Here is a 23296-nt window from a genome sequence, read left to right on the forward strand (position 1 = left end):
GGCTTGGCACGGGGGCGAGGGGCGGCTGGCATGGTTTTCTCCTTTCAATGCGGATGACTGCATTCAGGCGAGCGTCGCCACGACCCGGTGCACCGCACCATCGTCGACAAACGGAACGCCGCCCTCGGGGGGAACGGATTGCCCGTCATGCTGCAGGCTCCAGGTGCCCTGGGCCAGCCGCGACGGGTTGCTCACTTCGACTTCGTAAACGGTCTTGCCGCGCCTCAGACTGACGCGGAACTTCGGCCAGGACGCCGGCACCACCGGCTTCACGTGCAGCACGCCATCGCGCACCCGCACGCCCAGCAACTCCTCGACACCGATGCGCCAGTACCAGCCGGCCGCACCCGTGTACCAGGTCCAGCCGCCCTTGCCGGTGTGCGGCGCTTCGCCATAGATGTCGGCCGGCATCACGTACGGCTCGACCCGGTAGCGCTGCACCGCCAGGCGCGAATCGCTCTTGCCGATCGGGTTCAGCATCGCGTACAGAGGGTACGCCCGCTCGGCATCCTGCAGCCGCGCAAAGGCCATTGCCGTCCACACCGCGGCATGGGTGTATTGCCCGCCGTTCTCGCGGATGCCGGGCACGTAGCCCTTGATGTAGCCCGGGTCGTGCGGCGTCTTGTCGAAACTCGGCGTGAACAGCCGCACCAGCTGCGACTCGCGGTCGACCAGCATCTCGTCGACCTTGTCCATCGCGTCGCGCGCCCGCTGCGCATCGCCGCCGCCGGCGATCACCGCCCAGCTCTGCGACAGCGAATCGATGCGGCATTCGTCATTCGACGCCGAGCCGAGCGGCGTGCCGTCGTCGAAGTACGCGCGCCGGTACCATTGGCCGTCCCAGGCATTCGCGTCGACGGCCGCCAGCAGCTCCTGCGACAGCAGCGTCCACTGCGACACCAGGTCGGCGCGCTCCTTGCGCATCGCGATCGGCATGAACTCGTCCAGCACCGACTTCAGGAACCAGGCCATCCACACGCTCTCGCCCTGCCCCTTCCAGCCGACGCGGTTCATGCCGTCGTTCCAGTCGCCGCAGCCCATCAGCGGCAGCCCGTGCACGCCGCGCCCGCGGCTGACCTGGATAGCCCGCACGCAGTGCTCGAACAGGCTCGCGCTCTCGTGCGACACCGTCGGCTCGAAATACTGGCTCTCCTCGTGCGGCGGCAGTTGCGGCCCCTCGAGGAAGGACACCGTCTGGTCGAGCACCGCGTCGTCGCCGGTGACGGACACGTAGTACGCCACCGCGTACGGCAGCCACAGCCGGTCGTCCGAGAACGTGGTGCGCACGCCCTTGCCGCTCGGCGGATGCCACCAGTGCTGCGCATCGCCCTCGACGAACTGCTGCGCCGCCGCGCGCAGCAGGTGGTCGCGCGCAAAGCCCGGCCAGGCATGCACCAGCGCCATCACGTCCTGCAGCTGGTCGCGGAAGCCATAGGCACCGCCCGCCTGGTAGAAGCCGCAGCGGCCCATGCAGCGGCTGCTCAGCACCTGGTACAACAGCCAGCGGTTCAGCATCAGGTCGAGCGCGCGATCGGGCGTCTGCACCTGCAGCGCCCCCAGCAGCTCGTCCCACTGCGCCTTCACGTTGGCGAGCGCCTGGTCGGCGTCGCGCGTGGTCATGCGCACCAGCTCGTCGGCGCCGGCGATGCTCGCGGCCTGGCCGAACGAGAACACCACCACGTCGGACTCGCCCGGCTCCAGCTTCAGCTCCACCTGCATCACCCAGCACGGGTCGGGCCCGACGCCGGCCGCCTGGCGCAACGGCCGCTGCGATTCCAGCGCCTGCGGGGCGGCGAGGCTCTGGCCCAGGCCGATGAACTCGGCACGGTCGCAGGTCCAGCCGCTCACCGGGTGCGAGCTGCCCAGCCAGGCGATGTCGCGCCCGAAATCGGCATTCATCGGGTTGCGCGCATACAGCGTCGTCGATGCATTGCGCCCGGCCCAGGTGGACAGCAGGTCGACCTTGCCGCTGCGGTTGTCGCCCAGGCACAGATTGACGTACAGGCACAGCGTCAGCGTGCGCCGGCGCGCGCTGCGGTTGGCCACGCGCAGGCGCATCAACTTGGCCGGACGGTCCCACGCGACGAAATGCGTCAGCTCCGACTCGATGCCGTCGGCCTGTGTCGTGAAGCGGCTGTAGCCAGCGCCGTGCGCGCACTCGTGCGTCGCACCGGGTGCCGAGCGCGGCTGCGCCGTCGGCGACCAGTAGGCCCCGGTCACCCGGTCCTGGATGTAGAGCACCTCCGACGACGGGTCGACCAGCGCATCGTTCGACCACGGCGTCAGCTGGTTCTCGCGCGCGTTCATGCGCCAGGTGAAGGCCGAGCCGCTCTCGGACACCAGCGTGCCGATCTGCGGGCTGGCCATCACGTTGACCCAGGGTGCCGGCGTCGTGCGGCCCGGCGGCAGCACGATGCGGTATTCCTTGCCGTCGGGCGTGAAGCCGCCCGTGCCGTTGAAGAACTGCAGCGCCGCGGTCGCGGTCGGCTCGGCCGGGGCACCGCCCTGCACCAGCGGCGCACGCAGCGGCAAGGACTGCGCCGGCAAGGCTTCGCGCGGCGCGCGCCGGCGCAACTGGTCGCCCAGCAGCCCCTGGCCGCCACGCAGCAGCACGCGGCAGATCGTCATCAGCAGCCGGCGCTCGTCGTCGGGCAACCGGTCGCCGCGCAGCACGTAGATGCGGCCGCCGGCCACGCCCGGCTCGGGGCCTGCGCCGGCCTGGCGCACCATGGCCTCGATCGCGTGCTGCATGTCATCGGAGTACGAGGTCGCACGGTCGTTCAGCACCACGATGTCGACCTCGAACGAGCGCGACTTCCAGAAGTGGTGGCCACGCACCAGCTGCTGCACCAGCGGCAGGTCGTCGTTCGAGTCGATGGTGACCAGCAGGATGGGCCGGTCGCCCGAGATGCCGTAGCGCCACAGCGCGCGCTGCGACAGCTGGTTGCCGCGCATGAACTCGGTGCCGGGTCGGAACGCGGTGTCCGAGAACATCAGGTAACCCGACAGCGACTGGAAGTGCGTCGCCTCCTCGCTCCCGATGCCCAGCTGGTGCAGCTTGGCCTGCGCATACACCCACGAGCGCGAGATCTCGCGCTGCAGCGCGCTGAACGAGCCCAGGCGCTGCCAGGTGCGGGACGCGCTCTCGCGGTCGGGCCCGAAGGCCAACACGAAGGCGATGCGCGCCGACTGGCCCGGCTTCAGCTCCAGCGTCTGGCGCAGGCACAGCACCGGGTCGAGCACCGCGCCGGTGGTCAGCGCCAGGCCGCCGTGCTCGGTCAGCGCCAGCGGCTCGCGCTTGCTGCGACCGCGTCCGATCACCGTGCGCCGATCGGTGTCCCAGGCCAGCGGCCCGGCCTGCGTGCCTTCGACCACGGCGCCGAGGATGGCGGTCGTCGCCGCTTCGTCCGAGGCGCGCGGGCGGCGCGTCGCCAGCAAGGCACCGCGCACCGCGTCGTACTCGGTCGTGATGAACAGGTTCGAGAAGGCCGGGTGGGCCATGTCGGCATTGCGCCGGTTCAGCACCACCTCGCAAAGTGCGCTCACCTCGATGCGCCGCACGCCATGGCCTTCGTTGGTCAGCTTCAGCGTGCGGATCTCCGCGTCCTCCTGCTGGGCGACCACCACCTCCAGGCTGCTGCGGATGCCGTGCTGGCGCAGGTCGAACTGCGCGCGCGCCTCGGCGAACTCGACCGAATGGAAATCCGGCTCGCCGAAGGTCGGCGCCAGCGTCGCGCCCCACAGTACGCCCGAGTCGGCATCGCGCAGGTAGACGAAGAGCCCGCACTCGTCGAGCACCCGGTCTTCGCGCCAGCGCGTGATGTCGATGTCGGCGCACTCGCTGTAGCCCGAGCCACTGGCCGTCAGCGCGGTCGCGTAGCGGCCGTTCGACAGCAGGTGCACGGCCGGGCGGCGCAGGTCGGTGCCCTGGATGCGGCGCACGCGCTGCGTCGAATGGCGTGCCGCCTTCTCGTGGCGTTCCGGCGTCACGGTGCTGTCGCGCGCGATCACCACCGAGCCGGCCACCTGCTCCTGCAGCAGCAGGTCGAAGGCGTTCATCTCGGGCTCGCGGTGGAAGCGGTCGACCAGGCTGTCCGCCGCCAGCATGCCGGTCAGCGCCAGCAGGCTCATCGCCTGGTGGTGCGCCATGTGGCTCTTGACGATCGCGCACTTCTCGTCTTCGCCGAGGCGTTCGGCGGTGAAGTCGATCGCCTCGTAGAAACCGTGCGGGCCCAGTGCGCCCAGCTTGGTCAGCGCGGCGAAGTTCTCGCGCACCTCGACCGGCGCGAACGGCGCGGCCAGCGCGGTGGCATACGGCGCCACCACCAGCTGGCGGTCCATGCCGCGCTTCAGGCTCAGCGCCGGCGCGCCGGCCGGGCCGTATTGGTAGGTCAGCTCGACGTCGCGCACGTTGAGGCCCGACTCCGAAATGCCCCACGGCACGTTCTGCTCGCGGCCGTAGCGGATCTGCTCGGCGATCGCGTTGTGGCAGGTCTGGTGCAGCAGGCTGCCGGGCGGCGTCTTCATCACCAGCGCCGGCATCAGGTACTCGAACATCGAGCCCGACCACGAGATCAGCACCGGCCCCGCCTTCACGAGGCCCATGTGGCGGCCGAGCCGGAACCAGTGGTCGACCGGCACGTCGCCCTTGGCGGCGGCGACGTAGCTGCCCAGGCGCGCCTCCGAAGCCAGCAGGTCGTAGCGGCCTTCGTCGAGCTGGTGCTCGGCCACGCGGTAGCCGATCGAGAACAGCTTGCGCCGCGGATCGAACAGGAAACCGAACTGCATGCCGCGCCACGTGGCCTCGGCCTGGGCCGCGCAGGCGTCCAGGTCGGCCAGCCAGGCGATGGCCGCGGCGCGCGCGTCGGCGCAGGCCTGGCGCGCCGTGGCCAGCAGCGCCACCGTCGCGGATGAATCGCGGTGCACGTGCAGCGCCTGCGCCAGCGCCGCGTCGACGTCCGCCAGGTGCTCGGGCACCTCGCCGATCGCGGGCACCGCATCCAGCAGTTGGGACAGCGACCCGTCCAGCACCGCCGGTGCCTGCTGCGCCATCGTCGCGAACACCGCCTCGACCGCCCACGGGCAGCGCCGCTGCAGGTCGTCCAGGTGGCTGCCGAGCTCCAGGCCCAGGCATTCCGCCTCGGCGACCACCGGCTTCAGCGGGCCGGCTCCGTCGCCGCTGTCGAACGCATAGGCCTCCAGCAGCTCCTTCAGCTGCAGCGACAAGGCATGCGCGCCGCCCAGCGTGCGGCCGGCATCGGCCGGCGTCGTCGGCGCCGGCTGCAGCAGCTTGGCGCCCAGGTCGGCCATCGCCCGGTCGATCTCGGTCGGGCTGACGTTGCCGCGCGGCGCATTGGCCTTGGCGCCGCGCGGTGCGGCGGCGCGCACGCCGCGCCACGCCGACTGCAACTCGAGGAAGCTGTCGCGCGGGCCGGCCAGCATCTCCGGACCGACCACCGGGCGCTCGCGCTCCTCGCGCAGCGCGCGCGCCACCACCACCAGGTGGGCCGCCAGGTTGCCGCTGTCGACCGACGACACGTAGCGCGGCTCCAGCGGCCGCAGGTGCTGCGTCTCGTACCAGTTGAACAGGTGGCCGTTGTAGGTCTCCAGCCGCGCCATGCTGGCAAGCGTGGCCTTCATGCGCGCGATGAACGGGCCGCCGGCCAGCCAGCCGAGGTCGTGGGCCCGCATCAGCGCCAGCAGGTACAGCCCGATGTTGGTCGGCGAGGTGCGATGGGCCACCACCTCTTCCGGCTCGAACTGCACGTTGTCGGGCGGCAGGTGGTTGTCGGCCTCGGTGACGTAGTCCTCGAAGAAGCGCCAGGTGCGGCGCGCGATGCGGCGGAATTCGCGCAGCTCGTTGTTGCCGGCCAACCGCCCGGCCAGCAAGCCCGGCGAGCTGATCGCCACCGCGATCACCGGTGCCAGCCACCACGCTGCCAGCAGCGGGGCGGCGGCCAGGATCGCATCGCGGTTGAAGGCCAGGATCAGCGCGCTGGAGGCGATCACCGGCAGCGTCGCGCTGCTGATGGCCCAGCTGAACTGCCGCAGCTGGCCGCCGGCGGCCGCCTTGGCCTGCGCGGCGGTGCGCCATTCGAGCATCTTGCGCTGCGACACGAAGGTGCGCCACAGCGCGCGCACGATGGCATCGGCCATCACGCAGGCGCTCTGCGCCAGCAGCACCACCTCGATCAGCGCGTGGCCCGCCACGTGCCCCAGGTCGCGCGTCAGCTGGATCGGCCGGTTGCTGCGCACGCCCTTGGGCATCGGCTTGAAGAGCGCCGCGAACCAGCCGAGCAGGCCCGGCAGCGTGATGGCCGCCACCACCAGCGCCAGCCAGGCGAGCGGCTGCGCCGCCGGGTCCATCCAGGCCGCGACGATGAGCGCGAACGAAGCCATCGGCAGCAGCGAGCGGCGCAGGTTGTCGAGCATCTTCCAGCGGTTCAGCGGCGACAGCGGCTCGGCCCGCATGCCCAGCAGCCAGGGCAGCAGCTGCCAGTCGCCGCGCACCCAGCGGTGCGAGCGCGCTGCCGCGACCTCGGAATGCGACGGCGAATCCTCGAAGAACGCGACGTCGCTGACCAGCGCGCAGCGCGCGAAGGCGCTTTCGAACAGGTCGTGGCTGAGCAGCGCGTTCTCCGGCACGCGGCCGGACAACGCGGTGTGGAAGGCCTGCAGGTCGTACAGGCCCTTGCCGGTGTAGGTGGCCTCGCCGAAGGTGTCCTGATAGGTGTCGGAGACGGCGGCGGCGTACGGGTCGACGCCGGCGCCGCTGGAGAAGATCCAGCGGAACACCGAATGGTCCTCGGCCTGCGGCAGCAGGAACGAGATGCGCGGCTGGAACAGCGCATAGCCCCGCGACACGCGGCCGGTCTGCGGGTCGATCTGCGGCCGGTTCAGCGGGTGCGAGGCGGTGCCCACCAGGCGCGCGACCGAGCCGACCGGCATGCGCGTGTCGGCGTCCAGCGTGATCACGTAGCGCACGTTGCGCGGCACCCGCTCGGCCGAGCCGTCCTCGAACACGTACGAGGTGCCGCTCTCGCCGAGCAGCAGGCGGTTGAATTCGTCGAGCTTGCCGCGCTTGCGCTCCCAGCCCATCCACGCGCCTTCGGCCGCGTTCCAGCAGCGGCAGCGGTGGAACAGGTAGAAGCGGTCTTCGGTCTCGGTCCCGGCTGCCATCGGGTAGCGCCGGTTCAGCTGCGCGACCTGCTCGCGCGCCTTGGCCAGCAGCGCCTCGTCGGTCTGCAGCGACTGTTCCGGCGCGTCGCGCCAGTCGGTCAGCAGCCCGAAGCGCAGCTGGTCGTCGCGGTTCGACAGGTAGTGGCGCTCGAGCTCGCCAACCTGGTGCTCGACCTGGTCGAGCTGCGTCAGCAGGGTCGGCACCACCACCATGGTCTTGCACTGCGGCGGCAGGCCCTGGGCGAACTCCAGTCGCGCCAGCTGGACCGGGCGGAACACGCGCCCGAGGATGCGGTTGATGACGAGCAGCGCGATCTCGGAGGCCGGCCACACGGCCAGCAGGAAGATGACGAAGGCCGGCAGCGAGATGTGCTCTTCGGCATAGCCTGCGCGGAAGACCAGCGCGGTCAGCGCGAAGGTCAGTGCGAGCACCAGCGCGGCATACAGGCCGAGCCGGGTGTGCGGCACCGTGGCCTCGATGCGGCGCAGCGGGTTCGGCGTCAGGCCGATGCTGCGCTCGAGCTCGGACCGTCCGTCCGCCAGCAGCCAGTGGCCGATGTCGATGTCGTCGCCGGTCTCGGCCGCGTCGCCGGGGCCTTGCTTGCGGCGCCCGAAACGGTCGACCACCAGCTCCGCCAGGTCAGGTTCGGGCAGGCCGCTGCGGCGGCTCAGCCTTTCGATGCGCTGCCGGTACAACGCCTTCGAATGCGCGTCCATGCGCGCATAGACGCTGTTGCGCTGCAGCGCGCGGTCGACCAGCGAGGTCTGCGCGAAGATGTCGACCCAGTCGCTCAGCTCGATCGCCTTGACGCTGCGGAAGATGTTGCGCACGCGCACGTCGAGCATCGTGCGCACGACCAGGTCGTCCTCGATCGCGCCGGCCTGGTGCACGATGCCCACGCCTTCGGCATGGGCGGCACCGGTGGTGCCCGCAGGGTCGTCGTAGCGCCGGCGCTGCGCCAGCTGGCCCAGGTAGGCCTGGCGGAAGACGGCGGATGCCGTCTTCAGGTCGGGCATCGGCGGGGTCTTCGCCTTGGGCACCGGCCCGCGCGACGGCGCCAGCGAGGTGTCGGCCACGAGATCGGCCGCATGCGCGCCGCGGTGGATCTCGAGGATCTGCTCGGCGCACACGCGCAGCTGGCGGATCAGCAGGAAGTTGAGGATGGGCGCCAGCAGGGCCAGCTCGCGCAGCATCAGCGGGTGCACCTTCTGGTAGTCGACCAGCACGCGCACCAGTTCGTCGGCTTCGAAGTCGAAGTCGCAGGCTTCCAGGTAGAAGTGCGAGAACAGCTCGATGCGCGCGCGCGACGGGTGGCCGCCGGTCTGGTAGGCCGGCAGGCCCCGCACCGCGGCATCGGTGAGCTGTTGCGACAGCGCGGTCTGGATGCGCTCGATGACATAGAAGTTGTCGACCAGCCATTGCGCCGCCTGCGACAGCGAGCGCTGCTCGTCGGTGAAGCTCTCGATCTGGCGCACGCAGGCGCGCAACTCCTCGATCGCGCGCGACAACTCGGCCTTGAAGCGGGCCCGGCGCACCGAGCGCGACGGTGCATCCCAGCGCGAGAAGGCGCCGGCGAACTCCTCGATCGCCGCCGGCAACGCGAAGTCGAAGCCCTCGTACACGCTGATGGACGGCATCAATTGCATGCGGGCTCCCCGCGCCGGCCGGGCCGTCGACCTCTGCGCTGAACCGGACGCGCATCCCCTGAAACTGCCGGAGACCCTCTCAATGTCGTTGCGTCCACGAGAGGCTCGCAACCTGCGTGGACAACCCGTCGCTGAACGTCACCATGACCATGCTGAGCACGAGGAATGGCACACCCACAGCCCACATCAACAGTTTCTTCATCCAGCCACTCCCAGTTCGGTTCGGTTGAGGCGCGGGGTAGCGCTTCGGTGAACCCAGTCTATGAACGGCCCCCGTCGGACACAGCCGGACGACAGTGCGATCGTCTGTCGGTGCTGTCCTACGTGGGGCACGGCCGCCCCCGGCTGTAGGCAGCTTCCTACAAGCGCTCCCGCGCTCTTCCGGCAGGGCAGGCGTTGCCCGATTCATACAATCGATCGCATGTCTGCAGACGTCCTGGCGGCTCCTCCCATCATGTTTGTCGCGGAAATGGCAAGATCCGTAACCTTTGCAGACAACGCTGCGGCGTGGACCACTCGTGAAACACAAGAGTCCGACCTGCGCATGCCTCGCCCGTTGAAGAATCAAGAAGCCGGGACATGCTGAAAACCTACATCGTCGAAGACAGCCCGGTGATCAGGGAGAACCTGATCGCCGCGCTGGAGGAATTGGTGGCCGTCGAAGTGGTGGGCACGGCCGACAACGAGGCGGCCGCGTTGTACTGGCTGAAGCAGCCGCGCAATGGCTGCGACCTGGTGATCGTCGACATCTTCCTGAAGAGCGGTTCAGGATTGGGCGTGCTGTCGGCCAGCGCCGACCTGCCCGACAGCACCAAGCTCGTGGTGCTGAGCAACTACGCGACGCCCGACATGCGCCGCAAGTGCCTTGAACTTGGGGCCGACAAGGTGTTCGACAAGTCCAACGAGATCGACGCGCTGATCGGCTACTGCCAGCGCCTGGCGGCCGGCGAGGCCACCAACTCCAGCCCGGGAACCTTGTGAAGCGCACGACGGGGCTGCCCTCCCGGGCAGCGCCGTCGCGCCGGTGCGGCCATCTACTGGATCAGGCCGTTCTTCAGTGCGTAGTAGGTCAGGTCGCTGTTCGACTCGAGCTTCATCTTCTCCATCACGCGCGTGCGGTAGGTGCTGACCGTCTTGACGCTCAGCGACAGGCTGTCGGCCATGTGGCCGATGGTCTCGCCCTTGGCCAGGCGCAGGAACACCTGGAACTCGCGCTCGGAAAGCTGCTCATGCAACGGCCGGTTGGTGTGGCCGCCGAGGTTGTCGGCCAGCAGTTCGGCCACCGCGGGGGTGATGTACTTGCGGCCGCGGGCGACGGTGTGAATCGCCTTGACGATCTCTTCGGGGTCGCATTCCTTGTTGAGGTAGCCGCTCGCGCCCTGGCGCAGCAAGGTGGTCGCGTAGTGTTCTTCGGGGAAACCACTGAGGATGAGGACGGGCAGGTCGGGTTCGCGGGCACGGATGGCGGCGAGGGCATCGACGCCGCTTTGCTGCGGCATCGACAAATCCATCACCAGCACGTCGATCTGCTCCTTGCGCACGATGTCGAGGGCTTCGCGCCCGTTGGACGCCTCGGCCACGACCTGCAGGTCGACTTGCTCCGCGAGATACTGGCGCAGACCGGCACGCACCAATGCGTGGTCGTCAACGATGGCGATTTTGATCATGAGCGACTGTCCCCAGTGGTTGGACTGCGATCGATTCTAGAGGCACACAGAGAAATCGCATGAAGAACTTCTTTCTCCGGTTCAAGCGCAGTGCCTTCACCTTCCCGCTGGCCGTGGTGACTGCGCTGACGCTGATGGGCATCAGCGAGACGGCCTACCGCACCTCGGTCGAGGCGCTCGACCGCCTGGACCGGATGGGCGTCGCCCGCATCAACAACATGGTGCTGCTGCGCCAGGTGCTCGATGCCGAGAACGGCCAGCGCGGCTACCTGATCACCGGCCGCCCCGAGTACCTGAAGCCCTACCGCTCGTCGATGGAGAACATCGGCGAGACGCTGCGCACGCTGACCGAGTACTACACCCACGAGCCCGACCGGGTGGCCGACTTCACCGTGCTCGCGACGCTGGTGAGCAAGAAGCTGTCGGAGATGGACACCACGGTGCAGCTGCGCGCCGACGGCCGCGACGAGGCCTGGCGCGCGGTCATCGAGACCGACATCGGGCGCGAGCAGATGGAGAGCATCCGCCTCGCGTCCGAGCGGCTGGTGGCACGCGAGGCCAAGCTGATCGCGGCCCGCCGCGACGAGGTCTACCAGACGCTGCAGCTGAGCCGGCTGGGCGTCAGCACGATGACGGCGCTGAGCGTGCTGGCCTTCTTCATGTACCTGCGCCAGTCGAACACGCTGGAGCGGGAACGCGTGCACAAGAAGGAAGCCCTGCAGGCCGAGCGCGACCTGCTGGAGGTGCAGGTGACGGCACGCACGGCCCAGCTGACCGAGCTGGCGCAGCATCTGCAGACCGCGCGCGAGGACGAGCGCAGCCGGCTGGCGCGCGACCTGCACGACGAGCTGGGCGCGCTGCTGACGGCGGCCAAGCTGGACGTCGCGCGGCTGAAGTCGCGCATCACGATCCACACGCCCGACATCACCGAACGGCTGGTGCACCTGAACGACACGCTGAACGAGGGCATCGCGCTGAAGCGCCGCATCATCGAGGACCTGCGCCCGTCGTCGCTGAGCAACCTGGGGCTGCTGGCGGCGCTCGAGATCCTGGGGCGCGAATTCGCCGAGCGTTCGGGCGTGCAGGTGAAGAGCGAGCTCGATGCGGTGACGCTGAAACCGTCGGGCGAGCTGACGGTGTACCGGCTGGTGCAGGAGGYGCTGACCAACGTCGCCAAGTATGCGCAGGCGCGCCAGGTGGTGGTGACGCTGCGTCCGCGCGGGCGCCTGGCCGAGATCGACGTGCAGGACAACGGCGTGGGGTTCGACACGCAGGTGGCGCGGCCGTCGACGCACGGGCTGCTGGGCATGCGCTACCGCGTCGAGGCCGAAGGCGGGCGCATGAACATCCAGTCGACGCCGGGGTCCGGCACGCGCATCCACGCCACCTTGCCGTTGTTGTAGACCGGATGCCAATCCGGGTCGGCGCCAAGTCCGTCTCCCTGTCGGCGCTTTCCTACGTGGGCATCCCCGCGTCGCCGACATGGCATCGGCTCACCGTCCCATTCCTGCGCCTGTGGCCGGCTCCTACAGTGGTTCCATCGTCAACCACCACCTTCAAGGAGCCAGGACATGCTGTACTACGCCGTCGTGTTCTTCATCATCGCGCTGATCGCCGCCTTGTTCGGCTTCGGTGGCATCGCCGCCAGCGCGGCAGGCATCGCGAAGATCCTGTTCATCATCTTCGCCATCATGGCCGTGGCAGCTTTCCTGTTCGGTCTCATCAAGCGCGGAACCTAGCGCGTCCTTGCGGCGCCGCGGGCCCTCGCCTAACTTAGTTATCCCACAGCACAAGGAAACAACCATGACCTCCTCGACCTTCAAGCCCGACACCCTGAGCAGCCAAGCCGGCGAAGCCGTCAACCGCCTGGCCGACACGGCCGACAGCGCCGTGAAGAGCACCCGCCGCGTCACCAACACCGCACTCGACCAGGCCGAAACGGCCATCGGCGAAGCGCGCGACACCGCCGAGCCGACGATTGCCCGCCTGGCCGGCCAGGCCGAAGCCCTGGCGCGCCGCAGCGTCGACGCCGTCAAGGACACGGCCCACCAGGTGCGTGAACGCGCCGCCTCGGTCGGCGACGCCACGGTGCGCTACGTCAAGGACGAGCCCGTCAAGTCGATGCTGATCGCCGCCGCGACCGGCGCGGCGCTGATGGGGCTGCTGGCGTTGATCCAGAACGCTCGCCGCAACAACAACCAGCCTTGAGCGAACGCAGGCCACCCGGCCTGCGGCGCCTGTGCGCCGCGGCCGGGTTTCTTGCGTCTGCACCCCATCCACCTCACGGGTGACCGCCATGATCCATCCGCTGATCAAACTCGTGGCCACGCGGCCCGAACTCGTCGCCGATCACCTGAGCGCCTACGCCGCATTGATCGGCAGCGAGGCGAAGCTGGTGCAAAGCCGCTGGACGGTGCGGCTGCTGCTCACCGCACTGGCACTGTGCTGTGTCGGTGTCACGGCGGTGCTGGCCGGCGTGGCACTGATGCTGTGGGCCGTGACGCCGTCGCTGCAGGGCGATGCGGTGTGGGCGCTGTGGGTGGCGCCCGCCATCCCGGCGGCGGTCGCGATCGTCGCCGGCCTCATCGCCCGCAAGCCGCCGGCCGAACCGGCCTTTGCCGCGGTGCAGGAGCAGTTCGAGGCCGACACGCGGATGCTGAGCGAAGCGGGGGCCACATGACGCACGTCGAGGAAGGCGACCTCGACCCGGGCCTGCCGGCCGTCGCACCACCGCAGGCGCTGACGCCGAAGCAGCGCCTGGCCGCCTCGCGCGAGTCGATCCGCCTCGCGTTGCTGAAGGCGAAGGCCCCCCCCGACGCGCGCGCGATGGACACGCCGCAGGAGCCCGGCTGGCTGGGCACGCTGGGCGATGCGCTGTCCGACCTGCCCGCCGCGGCGATCGCGGTGCGCTGGCTGCGCCGCTGGTGGGCGGGTCATCCGTGGCGCACGACGTTCGAGTTCGCGCGCGATGCGGGCAAGGAGCTGGCCGGCCCGGTCGCGAGGAAGCATCCGTGGTGGCTGCTGATCGGCGCCTTCGTCGGCGGCATGCTGCTGACGCGTGCGCGGCCCTGGCGCTGGATCTCGGGCGGGGCCTTGCTGGCCGGGCTGTTGCCGCGCTTCGACCTCGGCTCGATCATCAACTGGGTCAACCTCGCGATCGCCGACTTCGGCGCGAAATCCGCACCGCCTGCCGCCGCGCCCGAAGCGAAGGCACAGGCAACGGCAGCAGAGCCTTCGCCCCCCACGCCCACGCCCACGATGGACAGCGCCACCGGCACCTTGCATTGACGGCAGTCGCATCCGCCCCGAAGCGCGCCCGACGGCGCGCTTCTTCTTTTTGCCGATCGACGAACCAACTGCAAGCGATCGAATCGGCAAAGCATTCCGTCCTACAGGCGCTCACGCCCGCGTCCGATGGCTCGCACGGGGCCGCGACCCTAGAGTTGCGACATCGAATCAGCACCCGGAGAACGAGCATGTTGAAGTGGGCCATCATCTTTGCGGTCATCGCATTCATCGCCGGCATCCTCGGGTTCACCGGCATCGCCGCGGGCGCGGCAGGCATCGCGAAATTCCTCTTCGTGCTGTTCCTGGTGCTGTTCGTCGCCGTCGTGCTGATCGGCCTGCTGGGCGCGAAAGCGATCAGCAGCAAGTGATGTTCTTCTGAATTCCGCGACACGGGCCCGTCCGGGTGGGGGCCTGTTGTTCACCTTCCCGAAGACCACCTGTCCCAAAACGTTCAACAACGTTCCCACTGAAGGAGAACCACCATGTTTGTCCGCAACACCCTCGCCGCCGTCGTGTCTGCCGTTGCGCTGCTGTCCGCCACCGGCTGCGCCGTGACGCGCGACCAGTCGACGGTCGGCGCGTACGTCGACGACTCCGCCATCACCACCGCCGTGAAGGCCAAGTTCGTCGGCAACAAGGAAGTCGATGCGTCGTCGATCAGCGTCGAGACGCTGAACGGCACGGTGCAGCTGTCGGGCTTCGCGAAGAGCGCCGGCGAGAAGAGCACCGCCGAATCGATCGCCCGCAACGTCAATGGCGTCAAGTCGGTCAAGAACGACATCCTGATCCGCCCGTGACGCCGGGAGTGACCATGAACTGGGATCGCATCGAAGGCAACTGGAAGCAGCTGAAGGGCCGCGTCCACGAGCAGTGGGGCAAGCTGACCGACGACGACCATGATGTCGTCGGCGGGCGCCGCGAACAGCTGGCCGGCAAGATCCAGGAGCGCTACGGCGTGGCCAAGGACGAAGCCGAACGGCAGATCGCGGCCTGGGAACGCAGTGCGACCGATGACTGGTTCGACTCGCGCGCCCAGCGCGAAGCGCGCCACCACTGATCGACTCTTCCTGTCGCGGCGCGCAGGCGCCGCGAAGGCGCACCTCCCTGCCGGGTCGTGCGCCTTGCGGCGTTGAAGGCACGGCGCTCTTCGCGCCCCTTCCAACACCATGGCGATGTCCGGCACCCTGACACCTTCCGCTTCGACGACGATGGCCGCACCACCGGCCGTCGACGAAGCGGAGTTGCCGGGCGACGAGCCGCTGCCCGATCCGCTGCCGCGCTCGGCCCCCGCGACCACCGTGCTCGCCGTCGTGGCCGTCATCGCGGCGCTGTGGTGGGGCCAGCGCTTCGCGATCCCGGTGGTCGCCGGCCTGATGCTGGCGATGCTGGTCGCGCCGGTGGTGTTCGCCTTGCGCAGGCTGCTGCACAACCAGGTGCTGGCGGTGCTGCTGTCGCTGGTGCTGTTCCTCGCGCTGGCGGCGCTCGCGTCGATGGCCTTCGGCGGCAAGCTGCTGCGCATGGTGGACCGCAGCCCCGAGGTGATCCGCATGGTGGCCGAGCGCATCACGCAGACCGAGCCGGACGATGATTCGGTGCTCAAGCGCTCGCGCGACGCGCTGCAGGAACTCGACCGCGCCGCGCAGAGCGTCGCCAACGGCGCGCCGCCGCCGAAGCCGTCGCGCCAGAAGCTGATCCCGGCCGCGCCGGCGCACACGCTGACCGAATCGGTGACGCTGTGGATGCGCGACACGGCCGTGAACGGCTCGTCGATCCTGATGAAGTTCGCCGGCGACCTGACGATCATCGTCTTCGTCGCGTTCTTCGTGCTGAGCGGCGGCAGCCCGCTCGCGACGCGCTTCATCGACCTGTGGGGCGGGCGTTCGCAATCGCGCACCCGGGCCTGCCGCGCCCTGCACGAATGCGCGCGGCAGATCCGCGTCTACGTCGGCGTGCTGATGGTCACCAACGTGCTGATCGGCTTTGCCGTGTGGGCCGCGTTCGCGCTCACCGACATCCCCGACGCCGCGAGCTGGGGCGTGACGGCGGCGGTGCTGCACGTGGTGCCGTACGTGGGCATGGGCATCCTGACGGCGTTCGGCGCGGCCGAGGCTTTCCTGGCGCACGGCACCGCGGCGGCGGCGTTCGGCACGGCCGCGTACCTCGTCGTGCTGTCGACGCTGATCGGCACCGCGGTCGCCGCGTGGCTGCAGAGCCGGGCCTCGAAGATGAATGCCGCGGCGGTGTTCATCGGGCTGGTGTTCTGGGGTGCGCTGTGGGGGATCTGGGGGCTGTTCCTCGGGCCGGGGCTGATCGTCGCGATGAAGGTGGTGGCGCAGCACTCGCGCTCGGCGCACCGGTTTGCGCGGCTGATGGAGGGCTGACGGCGTGGAACTGCGCGCAGTGGCCGATTCAGCCGATCCGCCCGGCACCGCCGCGCGCCTGTGGCACCGGCTGGTGGCGAGCGCCCCGGGTCGGCTCGCGTCGCTGGGCGTGCGCGCCGTCAACCGCTTCGTCGAATGCCACGGCGCCCGGCAAGGGGCGGCGGTGGCGTTCTATGCGGCGTTCTCGATGGCACCGCTGCTGGTGGTCGTCACCGGCCTGCTGGTGTGGGTGCTCGGCGACCAGGGCGCGAACTCGACCATGCTGGACGCGGTGGCGCGGCTGGTGGGGCCCAGCGAGGCCAAGGCCTTGTCGGACCTGCTGGCGAGTGCGCCGAAGGCTGCTTCGTCGTTGCTGTCGCACGAGCGGGCGGGCGGGTTCTCGGTCGTCGCACCCGCCGTCGCGGTGGTGACGATGCTGGTCGGCGCGGTGGGCGTCTTCGTCGAGCTGCGTGCGTCGCTGCAGGAGATGCTGGGCCAGCCGGCGACGCGCGGCTCGCTGTGGCACCTGGTGCAGGTGCGATTGCTGTCGATGGGCGTGCTGCTGGGCTGCGGCTTCCTGCTGGCGGTGGCGATGGTGCTGCAGACGGTGGCGCTGCTGGCGATCCGCTGGGTGGTCGGCCAGAGCGACGTGCTGGGCCCGGCGCTCGGGCCGCTGCTGCAATCGGTGGAACTGCTGTGGTCGTGGCTCGTGATGACGACGCTGTTCTCGTTGCTGATGATGTGGCTGCCCGACGCGCACCTGCGGGCCCGCCACGCGTTCATCGGCGCGGCGGTGGCGGCGGTGCTGTTCCTGGCCGGACGCTACGGCATCAATGCGTACATCGCCGGCACGGCCCTGCGCTCGACGCTCGGCGCAGCCGGGTCGTTCGCGGCGCTGCTGGTGTGGATCTACTGGTCGTGCCAGATCTTTTTGCTGGGCGCGGCGCTGGCGGTGGAGATGGGGGCGCACGAGCGGGTGCCGTATCCGGCGCCGCAGGCCGCCTGACCAAAAAAAGGGCCCGCTGTGCGGGCCCTTTCTTCATCGACTCGGCCGGGATCAGCGGCTGAACCCACCCTGGCGCGGACGCTGCGGCTTGCCGAAGCTGCCCTTGTTGCCGCCCGGGCCCGACGGCTTGCGCGGCGCGAAGCCGGCGTTGTTGCCGCGGTCGGCCGGTGCGCGGTCGAACGCGTGGCGCGGGGCGCCATCGTTCGAGCGGTTCGCGAACGGGTTGTCGCGGCGCTCGTTGCCGCCGGCGTTGCGGTCGAACGGACCACGCGGCGCGAAGCCGTCCGGACCACGCGTCGCAAAGCCTTCGCCGCGCGGCGCGAAACCTTCACCGCCACGCGGTGCCGGCTTGCCGTAGCCCTTGTTGAAACCGCCACCGTTCGGGCGGCCGAACGGCTTGCCGCCGAACTTGCCTTCCGGACGCGCCGCGAACATGCGCGGTTCCGGCGACTTCGGCTCCAGGCCGACGATCGTCGCGACCGGGATGTTCTGGGTCGTGAACTGCTGGATGCGGCGGATCATGCCGGTGTCCATGCGTTCGGCCAGCGTCACCGCCAGGCCATTGCGGCCGGCCCGGCCGGTGCGGCCGATGCGGTGCACGTAGTCCTCGGCCTTCATCGGCAGGCCGTAGTTGATCACGTGGCTGATGGTCGGCACGTCGATGCCGCGAGCGGCAACGTCGGTGGCCACCAGCACGCGCAGCTGCTTGTTGCGCAGGCCCTGCAGCACGCGGGTGCGGCGGCCTTGCGGCATGCCGCCGTGCAGCGAGGCCACGGCATGGCCCATGTCGGCCAGGCGGTCGGCCAGCCAGTCGGCATCGCGCTGGGTGCTGGTGAACACCACCGCCTGCTCCATGTCGCGCTCGGTCAGGATGTGGTCCAGCAACGCGTTCTTGTGCGCGCCGTTGTCAGCCCAGTGCAGGCGCTGCTCGATGTTCTCGTGCGTGTCGGTGTGCGACGTGACCTCGATGCGCTGCGGATCGCGCAGCAGGTCTTGCGCCAGTCGGCCCACGTGGCCGGCGAAGGTGGCGCTGTACATCACCGTCTGGCGCTCCTGCGGCAGCTGGTCGGCGATGGTGCGGATGTCGTCGATGAAGCCCATGTCGAGCATGCGGTCGGCTTCGTCGAGCACCAGCATCTCGACGTTCTCGAGGATGGCCTTGCCGCTTTGCAGGTGATCGAGCAGGCGGCCAGGCGTCGCGATCAGGATGTCCAGCGGGCCGCGCAGCGCCTTCAGCTGCGCACCGTACGGCACACCGCCGACGACGGTGGTGACGCGCAGGCCCTGCACGTGCTTGCCGTACACGGTGGCGGCCTTGTCGACCTGCATCGCCAGTTCACGCGTGGGGGCCAGCACCAGGATGCGCGGGCCGTAGACCATGCCCTTCTCGCGGCGCTTGGTGTTGTCGCCGCGGGCGGCCAGGATGCGCTGCAGGCCCGGCAGCACGAACGACGCGGTCTTGCCGCTGCCGGTGCTGGAGGCGACCATCAGGTCCTTGCCTTCGAGGGCCGGCGGGATGGCGCGCGATTGCACGTCGGTCGGGGTGGTGTAGCCGGAATCGGTAAGGGCCTGCAGCAGTGCCGGGTTCAGGCCAAGGGTATCGAAACTCATCGTCTTCTTTCTTCATGCACGGTGCCGCCCGCCCACAGGGCACGGCAGGACACCAGCGTGCTTCAAGCGCACGCAGATCAGTCGCTGGAGAGAATGTGTCCGAACCCAGATCGGAGCGAAATCGCGCCGGTGCCGGGGAACATGGGAACAGTCAAAGCGACGGCATCGCCGCCAACCATTCCCTTACGGGGTTCGGATCAGGCCGCGCGGGGGGAAAGGCCATGGGGGGCCAACCGCGGGAAGACTCGATGAGGTCAGAGGGGATGAACGAAACGCCCCGGCATGCACGCTGTACTTTTGTACGATGTACTTTTGGGGCGAAGCGCGTATTCTAGGGGGATCCGGGTTTTCCCGCAAGCTGCAATCCCCTCCGGTCTACTTGGCCAGGAAATGCTCGCGGTAGTACGCCAGCTCGTCGATCGACTCGTGGATGTCGGCCAGTGCGGTGTGCGCCTGGGCCTTCTTGAAGCCGGCCAGGATCTCGGGCTTCCAGCGCTTGGCCAGCTCCTTCAGCGTGCTGACGTCCAGGTTGCGGTAGTGGAAGAAGGCTTCCAGCTTGGGCATGGTCTTCGCAAGGAAGCGGCGGTCCTGGCAGATGCTGTTGCCGCACATCGGCGAGGTGCTCTTGCCAACATAACGCTTCAGGAAGTCGATCACCTGCGCCTCGGCCGAGGCCTCGTCGATGGTCGAGGCCTTCACGCGGTCGATCAGACCGCTGCGCCCGTGCGTGCCCTTGTTCCAGGCGTCCATCGCGTCCAGCGTCGCATCGCTCTGGTGGATCGCGAACACCGGGCCCTCGACGCGCTGCGTCAGCTGGGCATCGGTGACCACCACGGCGATCTCGATGATGCGGTCGGTCTCGGGGTACAGCCCGGTCATCTCCAGGTCGATCCAGATCAGGTTCTGGTCGCTGCTCTGCAGCGGGCTTGCGGGGTCGCTCATCGTGTTTTCTCCTTGCGGCGATTCTCGCAGGCTCGCGCCTACACTTGCAGACCATGCAATCCTTTCAGCTGACCCTCCTGTTCGCGGCCGCGCTGCTGGCCTCGCTGGGGCTGCGCCTGTGGCTCGCGACGCGCCAGATGCGCCACGTCGCGACGCACCGCGACAGCGTCCCTGCCGTTTTCGCCGCGTCGATCCCGCTCGAAGCCCACCGCAAGGCCGCCGACTACACCGTCGCCAAGGGGCGCCTGGGCCTGCTGTCGATGGCCTTCGGCGCCGCCGTGCTGCTCGGCTGGACGCTGCTCGGCGGGCTGGACGCACTCAACGGCGCGCTGCGCGACGCCCTCTTCCCACGCTTCGGCGGCATGGCCTACCAGCTGGCGCTGCTGGTGGCCTTCTCGCTGATCGGCACGCTGCTCGACCTGCCGTTCGAACTGTACAGCATCTTCCGCCTCGAAGAACGCTTCGGCTTCAACCGCATGACCTGGCGGCTCTACCTGGCCGACATGCTGCGCAACGCGCTGGTCGGCCTGGTGCTGGGCCTGCCGATCGCCGCGCTGATCCTGTGGCTGATGGGCACGGCCGGCGCCTGGTGGTGGGCCTGGGCCTGGGGCGCCTGGGTGGTGTTCGGGCTGGTCGTGCAGGTGATCTTCCCGGTCTTCATCATGCCGCTGTACAACAAGTTCGAGCCGCTCGCGGACGAAACGCTGAAGGCGCGCGCGCAGGCGCTGATGGCACGCTGCGGCTTCACCGCCCGCGGCTTCTTCGTGATGGACGGCAGCAAGCGCTCGGCGCACGCCAACGCCTATTTCACCGGCCTCGGCAAGTCCAAGCGCGTGGTCTTCTTCGACACGCTGATCAGCAAGCTCTCGCCCGGCGAGATGGAAGCCGTGCTGGCCCACGAGCTGGGGCATTTCAAGCGCCGCCACATCCTGAAGGGCACGCTGAAGATGTTCGCGTTCAGCCTCGCCGCCTTCATCCTGCTGGGCTGGCTGTCGGGCCAGGCCTGGTTCTACCTCGGCCTGGGCGTGCAGCCGTCGCTGGACGCGCCGAACGATGCGCTGGCGCTGCTGCTGCTGATGCTGGTGGTGCCGGTGTTCGGCGTCTTCGCGTCGCCGCTGATGGCGCGCAGCTCGCGCAAGCACGAGTTCGAGGCCGACGCCTATGCCTGCGAGCACGCGAGCGGGCAAGACCTTGCCGCTGCCCTGCTGAAGCTGCATGAAGACAATGCCTCCACGCTGACGCCGGACCCGGTGTACGCGCGGTTCTACTATTCCCACCCGCCGGCCGCCGAGCGCCTGGCGGCCCTTCATCCCCAGACGAGCTGAACCATGAGCAACCTGCTGCACCTGAAATGCAAGGCGCTGGAAGGCGCCGACGCGATGGGCCCGAACGAGATCCGCAGCCACCTGGCCCAGGTCAGCGGCTGGCACCTGAACAACGGCGCGATCGAGAAGACCTTCAGCTTCAAGAACTACCACGAAACGATCTCGTTCGTGAACGCGCTGGCCTGGATCGCCCACGCCGAAGACCACCACCCCGAGCTGGCCGTCAGCTACGACCGCTGCGTGGCGCGCTTCAACACGCATTCGGTGGGCGGCATCTCGCTGAACGACTTCATCTGCGCGGCCAAGGCGGACGCGCTCGTGGCCTTCCTCGGTTGATGCGCCGCACTGGCCGCGCGGGCGCCTTGCGATGAGCAAGACGGTTGCGCTGGACACCGGGCTGGTGGTGGCCGGCCACGGGCGCCACTACATCGTCGAGACACCCGACGGCGAGCGCATCGTGTGCCATCCGCGCGGCAAGAAGAGCGACTGCGTGGTCGGCGACCGCGTGCGCTGGCAGGCGTCGGGCGACGAGGGCGTGATCGAGCACGTCGAGCCGCGGCGCAACCTGCTGTTCCGGCAGGACGAATGGAAGACCAAGTCGTTCGCGGCCAACCTCGACCAGTTGCTGGTGCTGGTGGCGGCCGAGCCGGTCTTCAGCGAGTCGCAGCTGGCGCGCGCGCTGATCGCCGCCGAGAGCGCCAGCATCCCGACCCGCATCATCCTGAACAAGGCCGACCTGGCGCAGATCGCCGCGGCACGCGAGCGGCTCAAGCCCTACAGCGCGATGGGCGTCGACGTGATCGAACTCGCGCTGAAGGCCCGCCCCGACGAGGCGCGCGATCGCCTGGGCCCGTTGCTGGCCGGGCGTGCCACGCTGGTGCTGGGCCCGAGCGGCACCGGCAAGAGCACGCTGATCAACCTGCTGGCGCCCGATGCGCGCGCGCAGGTGGGCGACATCTCGCAGGCCCTGAACTCCGGCCGCCACACGACGACGACGACGCAGTGGTACTGGCTGGACGCGGCGCGCAGCACGGCGCTGATCGACTCGCCGGGCTTCCAGGAGTTCGGGCTGCGGCAGATCGAGGCGCAGCAGCTGGCGATGCTGATGCCCGACATCCGCGCGGCCGCCACCGACTGCAAGTTCTACAACTGCACGCACCAGCACGAACCCGGCTGCGGCGTACTGGCGGCGCTGGCGCGCGGCGAGATCAGCGAATCGCGGCATCGCATCTACGGCGAGATCCGCGACGAGCTCGGCCGGCAGCGCTTCTGATCAGCCGATCAGGTTGGCCAGCGACAACAGCGCCAGCAGCAGCATCCACAACACGACGGAGCGCCACACCAGGCCGACGATGCTGCGCAGGTGGCCGGTCTGCGGCGGCGCCCCGGGCGTCGAGCCCTCGGCCCCGGCCAGCTCATCGGAGGCGCCGCTGTCGAAAGTCTTGGAGCGGTCCGGCGTGACCCCCGGCGCCGCACTGCCGCCCAGCTGCACCCCCACCGCGCCGGCCGCGGCCGACAGGATGATGCCCTCGTTGGCATGCTTCCACAGGCCGGCATCGCGGCGCCAGCACGACACCGCCTCCTCGAAGTTGCCGACCACCGCGAAGCCGAAGGCCGTCAAGCGCGCCGGCAGGTGGTCGATCAGGCCGAACAGGCGCTGCGACAGCGCCAGCAGCCGCTCGTTGACCGGCGCGCCGACGGTGCGGCTCTTGAAGGCCCAGTAGCGGCTCGCGAACTCGGCCATGCGGTAGAACACCGCGCCGGCCGGGCCGAAGCCGAGCGTCGACAGCACGACGAACCAGAAGAACACGCCGAACACGTGGCGGTGCGCGGCCAGCAGCGAATGCTCGATGACGTGGCGCAGCAGCTCGGCGCGCGGCAGCTCGCTCGCGTCGAGGTGGCGCCATTCGGCCAGCAAGCGGCGCGCGGTGAGTTCGTCGCCGCGCTCGAGTGCATCGCGGATGTCGGTGAAATAGTGGCTGAACTGCCGGAAGCCCATCGTCAGGTACAGCACGACGACGTTCCAGGCCAGCGCGGCGATCAGGCTGAAGTGGACGATGACGAGGTAGATGCCCCAGGCCATCAACGCCGGGAACAAGGTGGTCACGCACCAGACCACCCAGGCGTGGTGGTCGCGGCCGGCATCGAAGTTGCGGCCGGTCCAGCGCATCCAGCCGGTCAGGCCGTCGTGCACGAAGTTGCGGCGGGGCAGCGGCTTCAGTTGCTCGATCAGCAGCGCGAACAGGACGGCGAAGAAGCTCATGGCCCGCG

Annotated in this window: 20 protein-coding genes; 14 read left to right on the forward strand and 6 right to left on the reverse strand. The window is 69.3% G+C overall.

Annotated features, from left to right (window positions below; all coding sequences use genetic code 11):
- Positions 1 to 63 precede the first annotated feature (63 nt).
- Together AC1DYN_RS07420 and AC1DYN_RS07425 are read right to left on the reverse strand one after the other, a co-directional pair.
- On the reverse strand, positions 64 to 8826 hold the full coding sequence (locus AC1DYN_RS07420) for a glycoside hydrolase family 94 protein (RefSeq protein ID WP_477958484.1): 8763 nt from the start codon (positions 8824 to 8826) through the stop codon (positions 64 to 66).
- A 79-nt stretch (positions 8827 to 8905) separates the two neighbouring features.
- Entirely contained in the window at positions 8906 to 9028 is a 123-nt protein-coding gene (locus tag AC1DYN_RS07425) for a hypothetical protein (RefSeq protein WP_477958485.1), read from the reverse strand.
- A 377-nt stretch (positions 9029 to 9405) separates the two neighbouring features.
- On the opposite strand from AC1DYN_RS07425, the gene AC1DYN_RS07430 reads away from it, so the two are divergent.
- On the forward strand, positions 9406 to 9807 hold the full coding sequence (locus AC1DYN_RS07430) for a response regulator transcription factor (protein ID WP_477958486.1): 402 nt from the start codon (positions 9406 to 9408) through the stop codon (positions 9805 to 9807).
- Between the two features lie 53 nt (positions 9808 to 9860).
- On the opposite strand, the gene AC1DYN_RS07435 is transcribed toward AC1DYN_RS07430, so the two are convergent.
- Positions 9861 to 10493: a response regulator gene (locus AC1DYN_RS07435; RefSeq protein ID WP_477958487.1), complete on the reverse strand. Its 633-nt coding sequence runs from the start codon at positions 10491 to 10493 to the stop codon at positions 9861 to 9863.
- A 59-nt stretch (positions 10494 to 10552) separates the two neighbouring features.
- Between AC1DYN_RS07435 and AC1DYN_RS07440 the strand changes: the two genes are divergently transcribed.
- From AC1DYN_RS07440 to AC1DYN_RS07485, 10 genes are all read left to right on the forward strand, one after another.
- On the forward strand, positions 10553 to 11896 hold the full coding sequence (locus AC1DYN_RS07440) for a CHASE3 domain-containing protein (protein WP_477958488.1): 1344 nt from the start codon (positions 10553 to 10555) through the stop codon (positions 11894 to 11896).
- A 168-nt stretch (positions 11897 to 12064) separates the two neighbouring features.
- Entirely contained in the window at positions 12065 to 12232 is a 168-nt protein-coding gene (locus AC1DYN_RS07445; protein ID WP_047500752.1) for a DUF1328 domain-containing protein, read from the forward strand.
- 64 nt (positions 12233 to 12296) lie between these two features.
- Positions 12297 to 12701 (forward strand): hypothetical protein, encoded by a 405-nt coding sequence (locus AC1DYN_RS07450; protein WP_477958489.1) that lies wholly within the window; start codon positions 12297 to 12299, stop codon positions 12699 to 12701.
- A gap of 88 nt (positions 12702 to 12789) precedes the next feature.
- Positions 12790 to 13173 carry a hypothetical protein gene (locus AC1DYN_RS07455; RefSeq protein ID WP_477958490.1) on the forward strand — a complete coding sequence of 128 codons (384 nt, stop codon included), beginning with the start codon at positions 12790 to 12792 and terminating at the stop codon, positions 13171 to 13173.
- Positions 13170 to 13781, forward strand: a complete 612-nt coding sequence (locus tag AC1DYN_RS07460) for a hypothetical protein (protein ID WP_477958491.1) — start codon at positions 13170 to 13172, stop codon at positions 13779 to 13781. The genes AC1DYN_RS07455 and AC1DYN_RS07460 overlap by 4 nt, the downstream gene beginning before the upstream one ends.
- Before the next feature lie 188 nt (positions 13782 to 13969).
- Positions 13970 to 14149 (forward strand): DUF1328 family protein, encoded by a 180-nt coding sequence (locus tag AC1DYN_RS07465; RefSeq protein WP_477958492.1) that lies wholly within the window; start codon positions 13970 to 13972, stop codon positions 14147 to 14149.
- Positions 14150 to 14263: 114 nt separating this feature from the next.
- Positions 14264 to 14578 carry a BON domain-containing protein gene (locus AC1DYN_RS07470; protein WP_477958493.1) on the forward strand — a complete coding sequence of 105 codons (315 nt, stop codon included), beginning with the start codon at positions 14264 to 14266 and terminating at the stop codon, positions 14576 to 14578.
- Between the two features lie 14 nt (positions 14579 to 14592).
- On the forward strand, positions 14593 to 14838 hold the full coding sequence (locus tag AC1DYN_RS07475) for a CsbD family protein (protein WP_477958494.1): 246 nt from the start codon (positions 14593 to 14595) through the stop codon (positions 14836 to 14838).
- 115 nt (positions 14839 to 14953) lie between these two features.
- Complete coding sequence (locus AC1DYN_RS07480) at positions 14954 to 16162, forward strand: AI-2E family transporter (protein ID WP_477958495.1); 1209 nt, start codon at positions 14954 to 14956, stop codon at positions 16160 to 16162.
- A gap of 4 nt (positions 16163 to 16166) precedes the next feature.
- Positions 16167 to 17147 (forward strand): YihY/virulence factor BrkB family protein, encoded by a 981-nt coding sequence (locus tag AC1DYN_RS07485; protein WP_477958496.1) that lies wholly within the window; start codon positions 16167 to 16169, stop codon positions 17145 to 17147.
- A 51-nt stretch (positions 17148 to 17198) separates the two neighbouring features.
- Here AC1DYN_RS07485 and AC1DYN_RS07490 read toward each other — a convergent pair whose 3' ends face one another.
- Positions 17199 to 18758 (reverse strand): DEAD/DEAH box helicase, encoded by a 1560-nt coding sequence (locus AC1DYN_RS07490; RefSeq protein WP_477958497.1) that lies wholly within the window; start codon positions 18756 to 18758, stop codon positions 17199 to 17201.
- Positions 18759 to 19133: 375 nt separating this feature from the next.
- Positions 19134 to 19700: an oligoribonuclease gene (orn, locus tag AC1DYN_RS07495; RefSeq protein WP_477958498.1), complete on the reverse strand. Its 567-nt coding sequence runs from the start codon at positions 19698 to 19700 to the stop codon at positions 19134 to 19136.
- Positions 19701 to 19753: 53 nt separating this feature from the next.
- On the opposite strand from orn, the gene AC1DYN_RS07500 reads away from it, so the two are divergent.
- The 3 genes from AC1DYN_RS07500 to rsgA are packed head-to-tail and all read left to right on the forward strand — an operon-like array spanning position 19754 to position 22298.
- Positions 19754 to 21025 carry a M48 family metallopeptidase gene (locus AC1DYN_RS07500; protein WP_477958499.1) on the forward strand — a complete coding sequence of 424 codons (1272 nt, stop codon included), beginning with the start codon at positions 19754 to 19756 and terminating at the stop codon, positions 21023 to 21025.
- A 3-nt stretch (positions 21026 to 21028) separates the two neighbouring features.
- A complete protein-coding gene (locus AC1DYN_RS07505; protein ID WP_477958500.1) occupies positions 21029 to 21361 on the forward strand; it encodes a 4a-hydroxytetrahydrobiopterin dehydratase in 333 nt (110 codons plus the stop codon).
- Positions 21362 to 21392: 31 nt separating this feature from the next.
- On the forward strand, positions 21393 to 22298 hold the full coding sequence (gene rsgA, locus AC1DYN_RS07510) for a ribosome small subunit-dependent GTPase A (protein ID WP_477958501.1): 906 nt from the start codon (positions 21393 to 21395) through the stop codon (positions 22296 to 22298).
- Here rsgA and AC1DYN_RS07515 read toward each other — a convergent pair whose 3' ends face one another.
- Positions 22299 to 23288: a CobD/CbiB family protein gene (locus AC1DYN_RS07515; RefSeq protein ID WP_477958502.1), complete on the reverse strand. Its 990-nt coding sequence runs from the start codon at positions 23286 to 23288 to the stop codon at positions 22299 to 22301.
- Positions 23289 to 23296 lie beyond the last annotated feature (8 nt).

Source organism: Rhizobacter sp. P2_D12 (assembly GCF_056404395.1).

Bases quoted from the DNA above. Each gene is read 5' to 3' on its own strand.
- AC1DYN_RS07420 (WP_477958484.1), bottom strand. From the start codon at position 8,826: ATGCAATTGATGCCGTCCATCAGCGTGTACGAGGGCTTCGACTTCGCG.
- AC1DYN_RS07425 (WP_477958485.1), bottom strand. From the start codon at position 9,028: ATGAAGAAACTGTTGATGTGGGCTGTGGGTGTGCCATTCCTCGTGCTC.
- AC1DYN_RS07430 (WP_477958486.1), top strand. From the start codon at position 9,406: ATGCTGAAAACCTACATCGTCGAAGACAGCCCGGTGATCAGGGAGAAC.
- AC1DYN_RS07435 (WP_477958487.1), bottom strand. From the start codon at position 10,493: ATGATCAAAATCGCCATCGTTGACGACCACGCATTGGTGCGTGCCGGT.
- AC1DYN_RS07445 (WP_047500752.1), top strand. From the start codon at position 12,065: ATGCTGTACTACGCCGTCGTGTTCTTCATCATCGCGCTGATCGCCGCC.
- AC1DYN_RS07450 (WP_477958489.1), top strand. From the start codon at position 12,297: ATGACCTCCTCGACCTTCAAGCCCGACACCCTGAGCAGCCAAGCCGGC.
- AC1DYN_RS07455 (WP_477958490.1), top strand. From the start codon at position 12,790: ATGATCCATCCGCTGATCAAACTCGTGGCCACGCGGCCCGAACTCGTC.
- AC1DYN_RS07460 (WP_477958491.1), top strand. From the start codon at position 13,170: ATGACGCACGTCGAGGAAGGCGACCTCGACCCGGGCCTGCCGGCCGTC.
- AC1DYN_RS07465 (WP_477958492.1), top strand. From the start codon at position 13,970: ATGTTGAAGTGGGCCATCATCTTTGCGGTCATCGCATTCATCGCCGGC.
- AC1DYN_RS07470 (WP_477958493.1), top strand. From the start codon at position 14,264: ATGTTTGTCCGCAACACCCTCGCCGCCGTCGTGTCTGCCGTTGCGCTG.
- AC1DYN_RS07475 (WP_477958494.1), top strand. From the start codon at position 14,593: ATGAACTGGGATCGCATCGAAGGCAACTGGAAGCAGCTGAAGGGCCGC.
- AC1DYN_RS07480 (WP_477958495.1), top strand. From the start codon at position 14,954: ATGTCCGGCACCCTGACACCTTCCGCTTCGACGACGATGGCCGCACCA.
- AC1DYN_RS07490 (WP_477958497.1), bottom strand. From the start codon at position 18,758: ATGAGTTTCGATACCCTTGGCCTGAACCCGGCACTGCTGCAGGCCCTT.
- orn (WP_477958498.1), bottom strand. From the start codon at position 19,700: ATGAGCGACCCCGCAAGCCCGCTGCAGAGCAGCGACCAGAACCTGATC.
- AC1DYN_RS07500 (WP_477958499.1), top strand. From the start codon at position 19,754: ATGCAATCCTTTCAGCTGACCCTCCTGTTCGCGGCCGCGCTGCTGGCC.
- AC1DYN_RS07505 (WP_477958500.1), top strand. From the start codon at position 21,029: ATGAGCAACCTGCTGCACCTGAAATGCAAGGCGCTGGAAGGCGCCGAC.
- rsgA (WP_477958501.1), top strand. From the start codon at position 21,393: ATGAGCAAGACGGTTGCGCTGGACACCGGGCTGGTGGTGGCCGGCCAC.
- AC1DYN_RS07515 (WP_477958502.1), bottom strand. From the start codon at position 23,288: ATGAGCTTCTTCGCCGTCCTGTTCGCGCTGCTGATCGAGCAACTGAAG.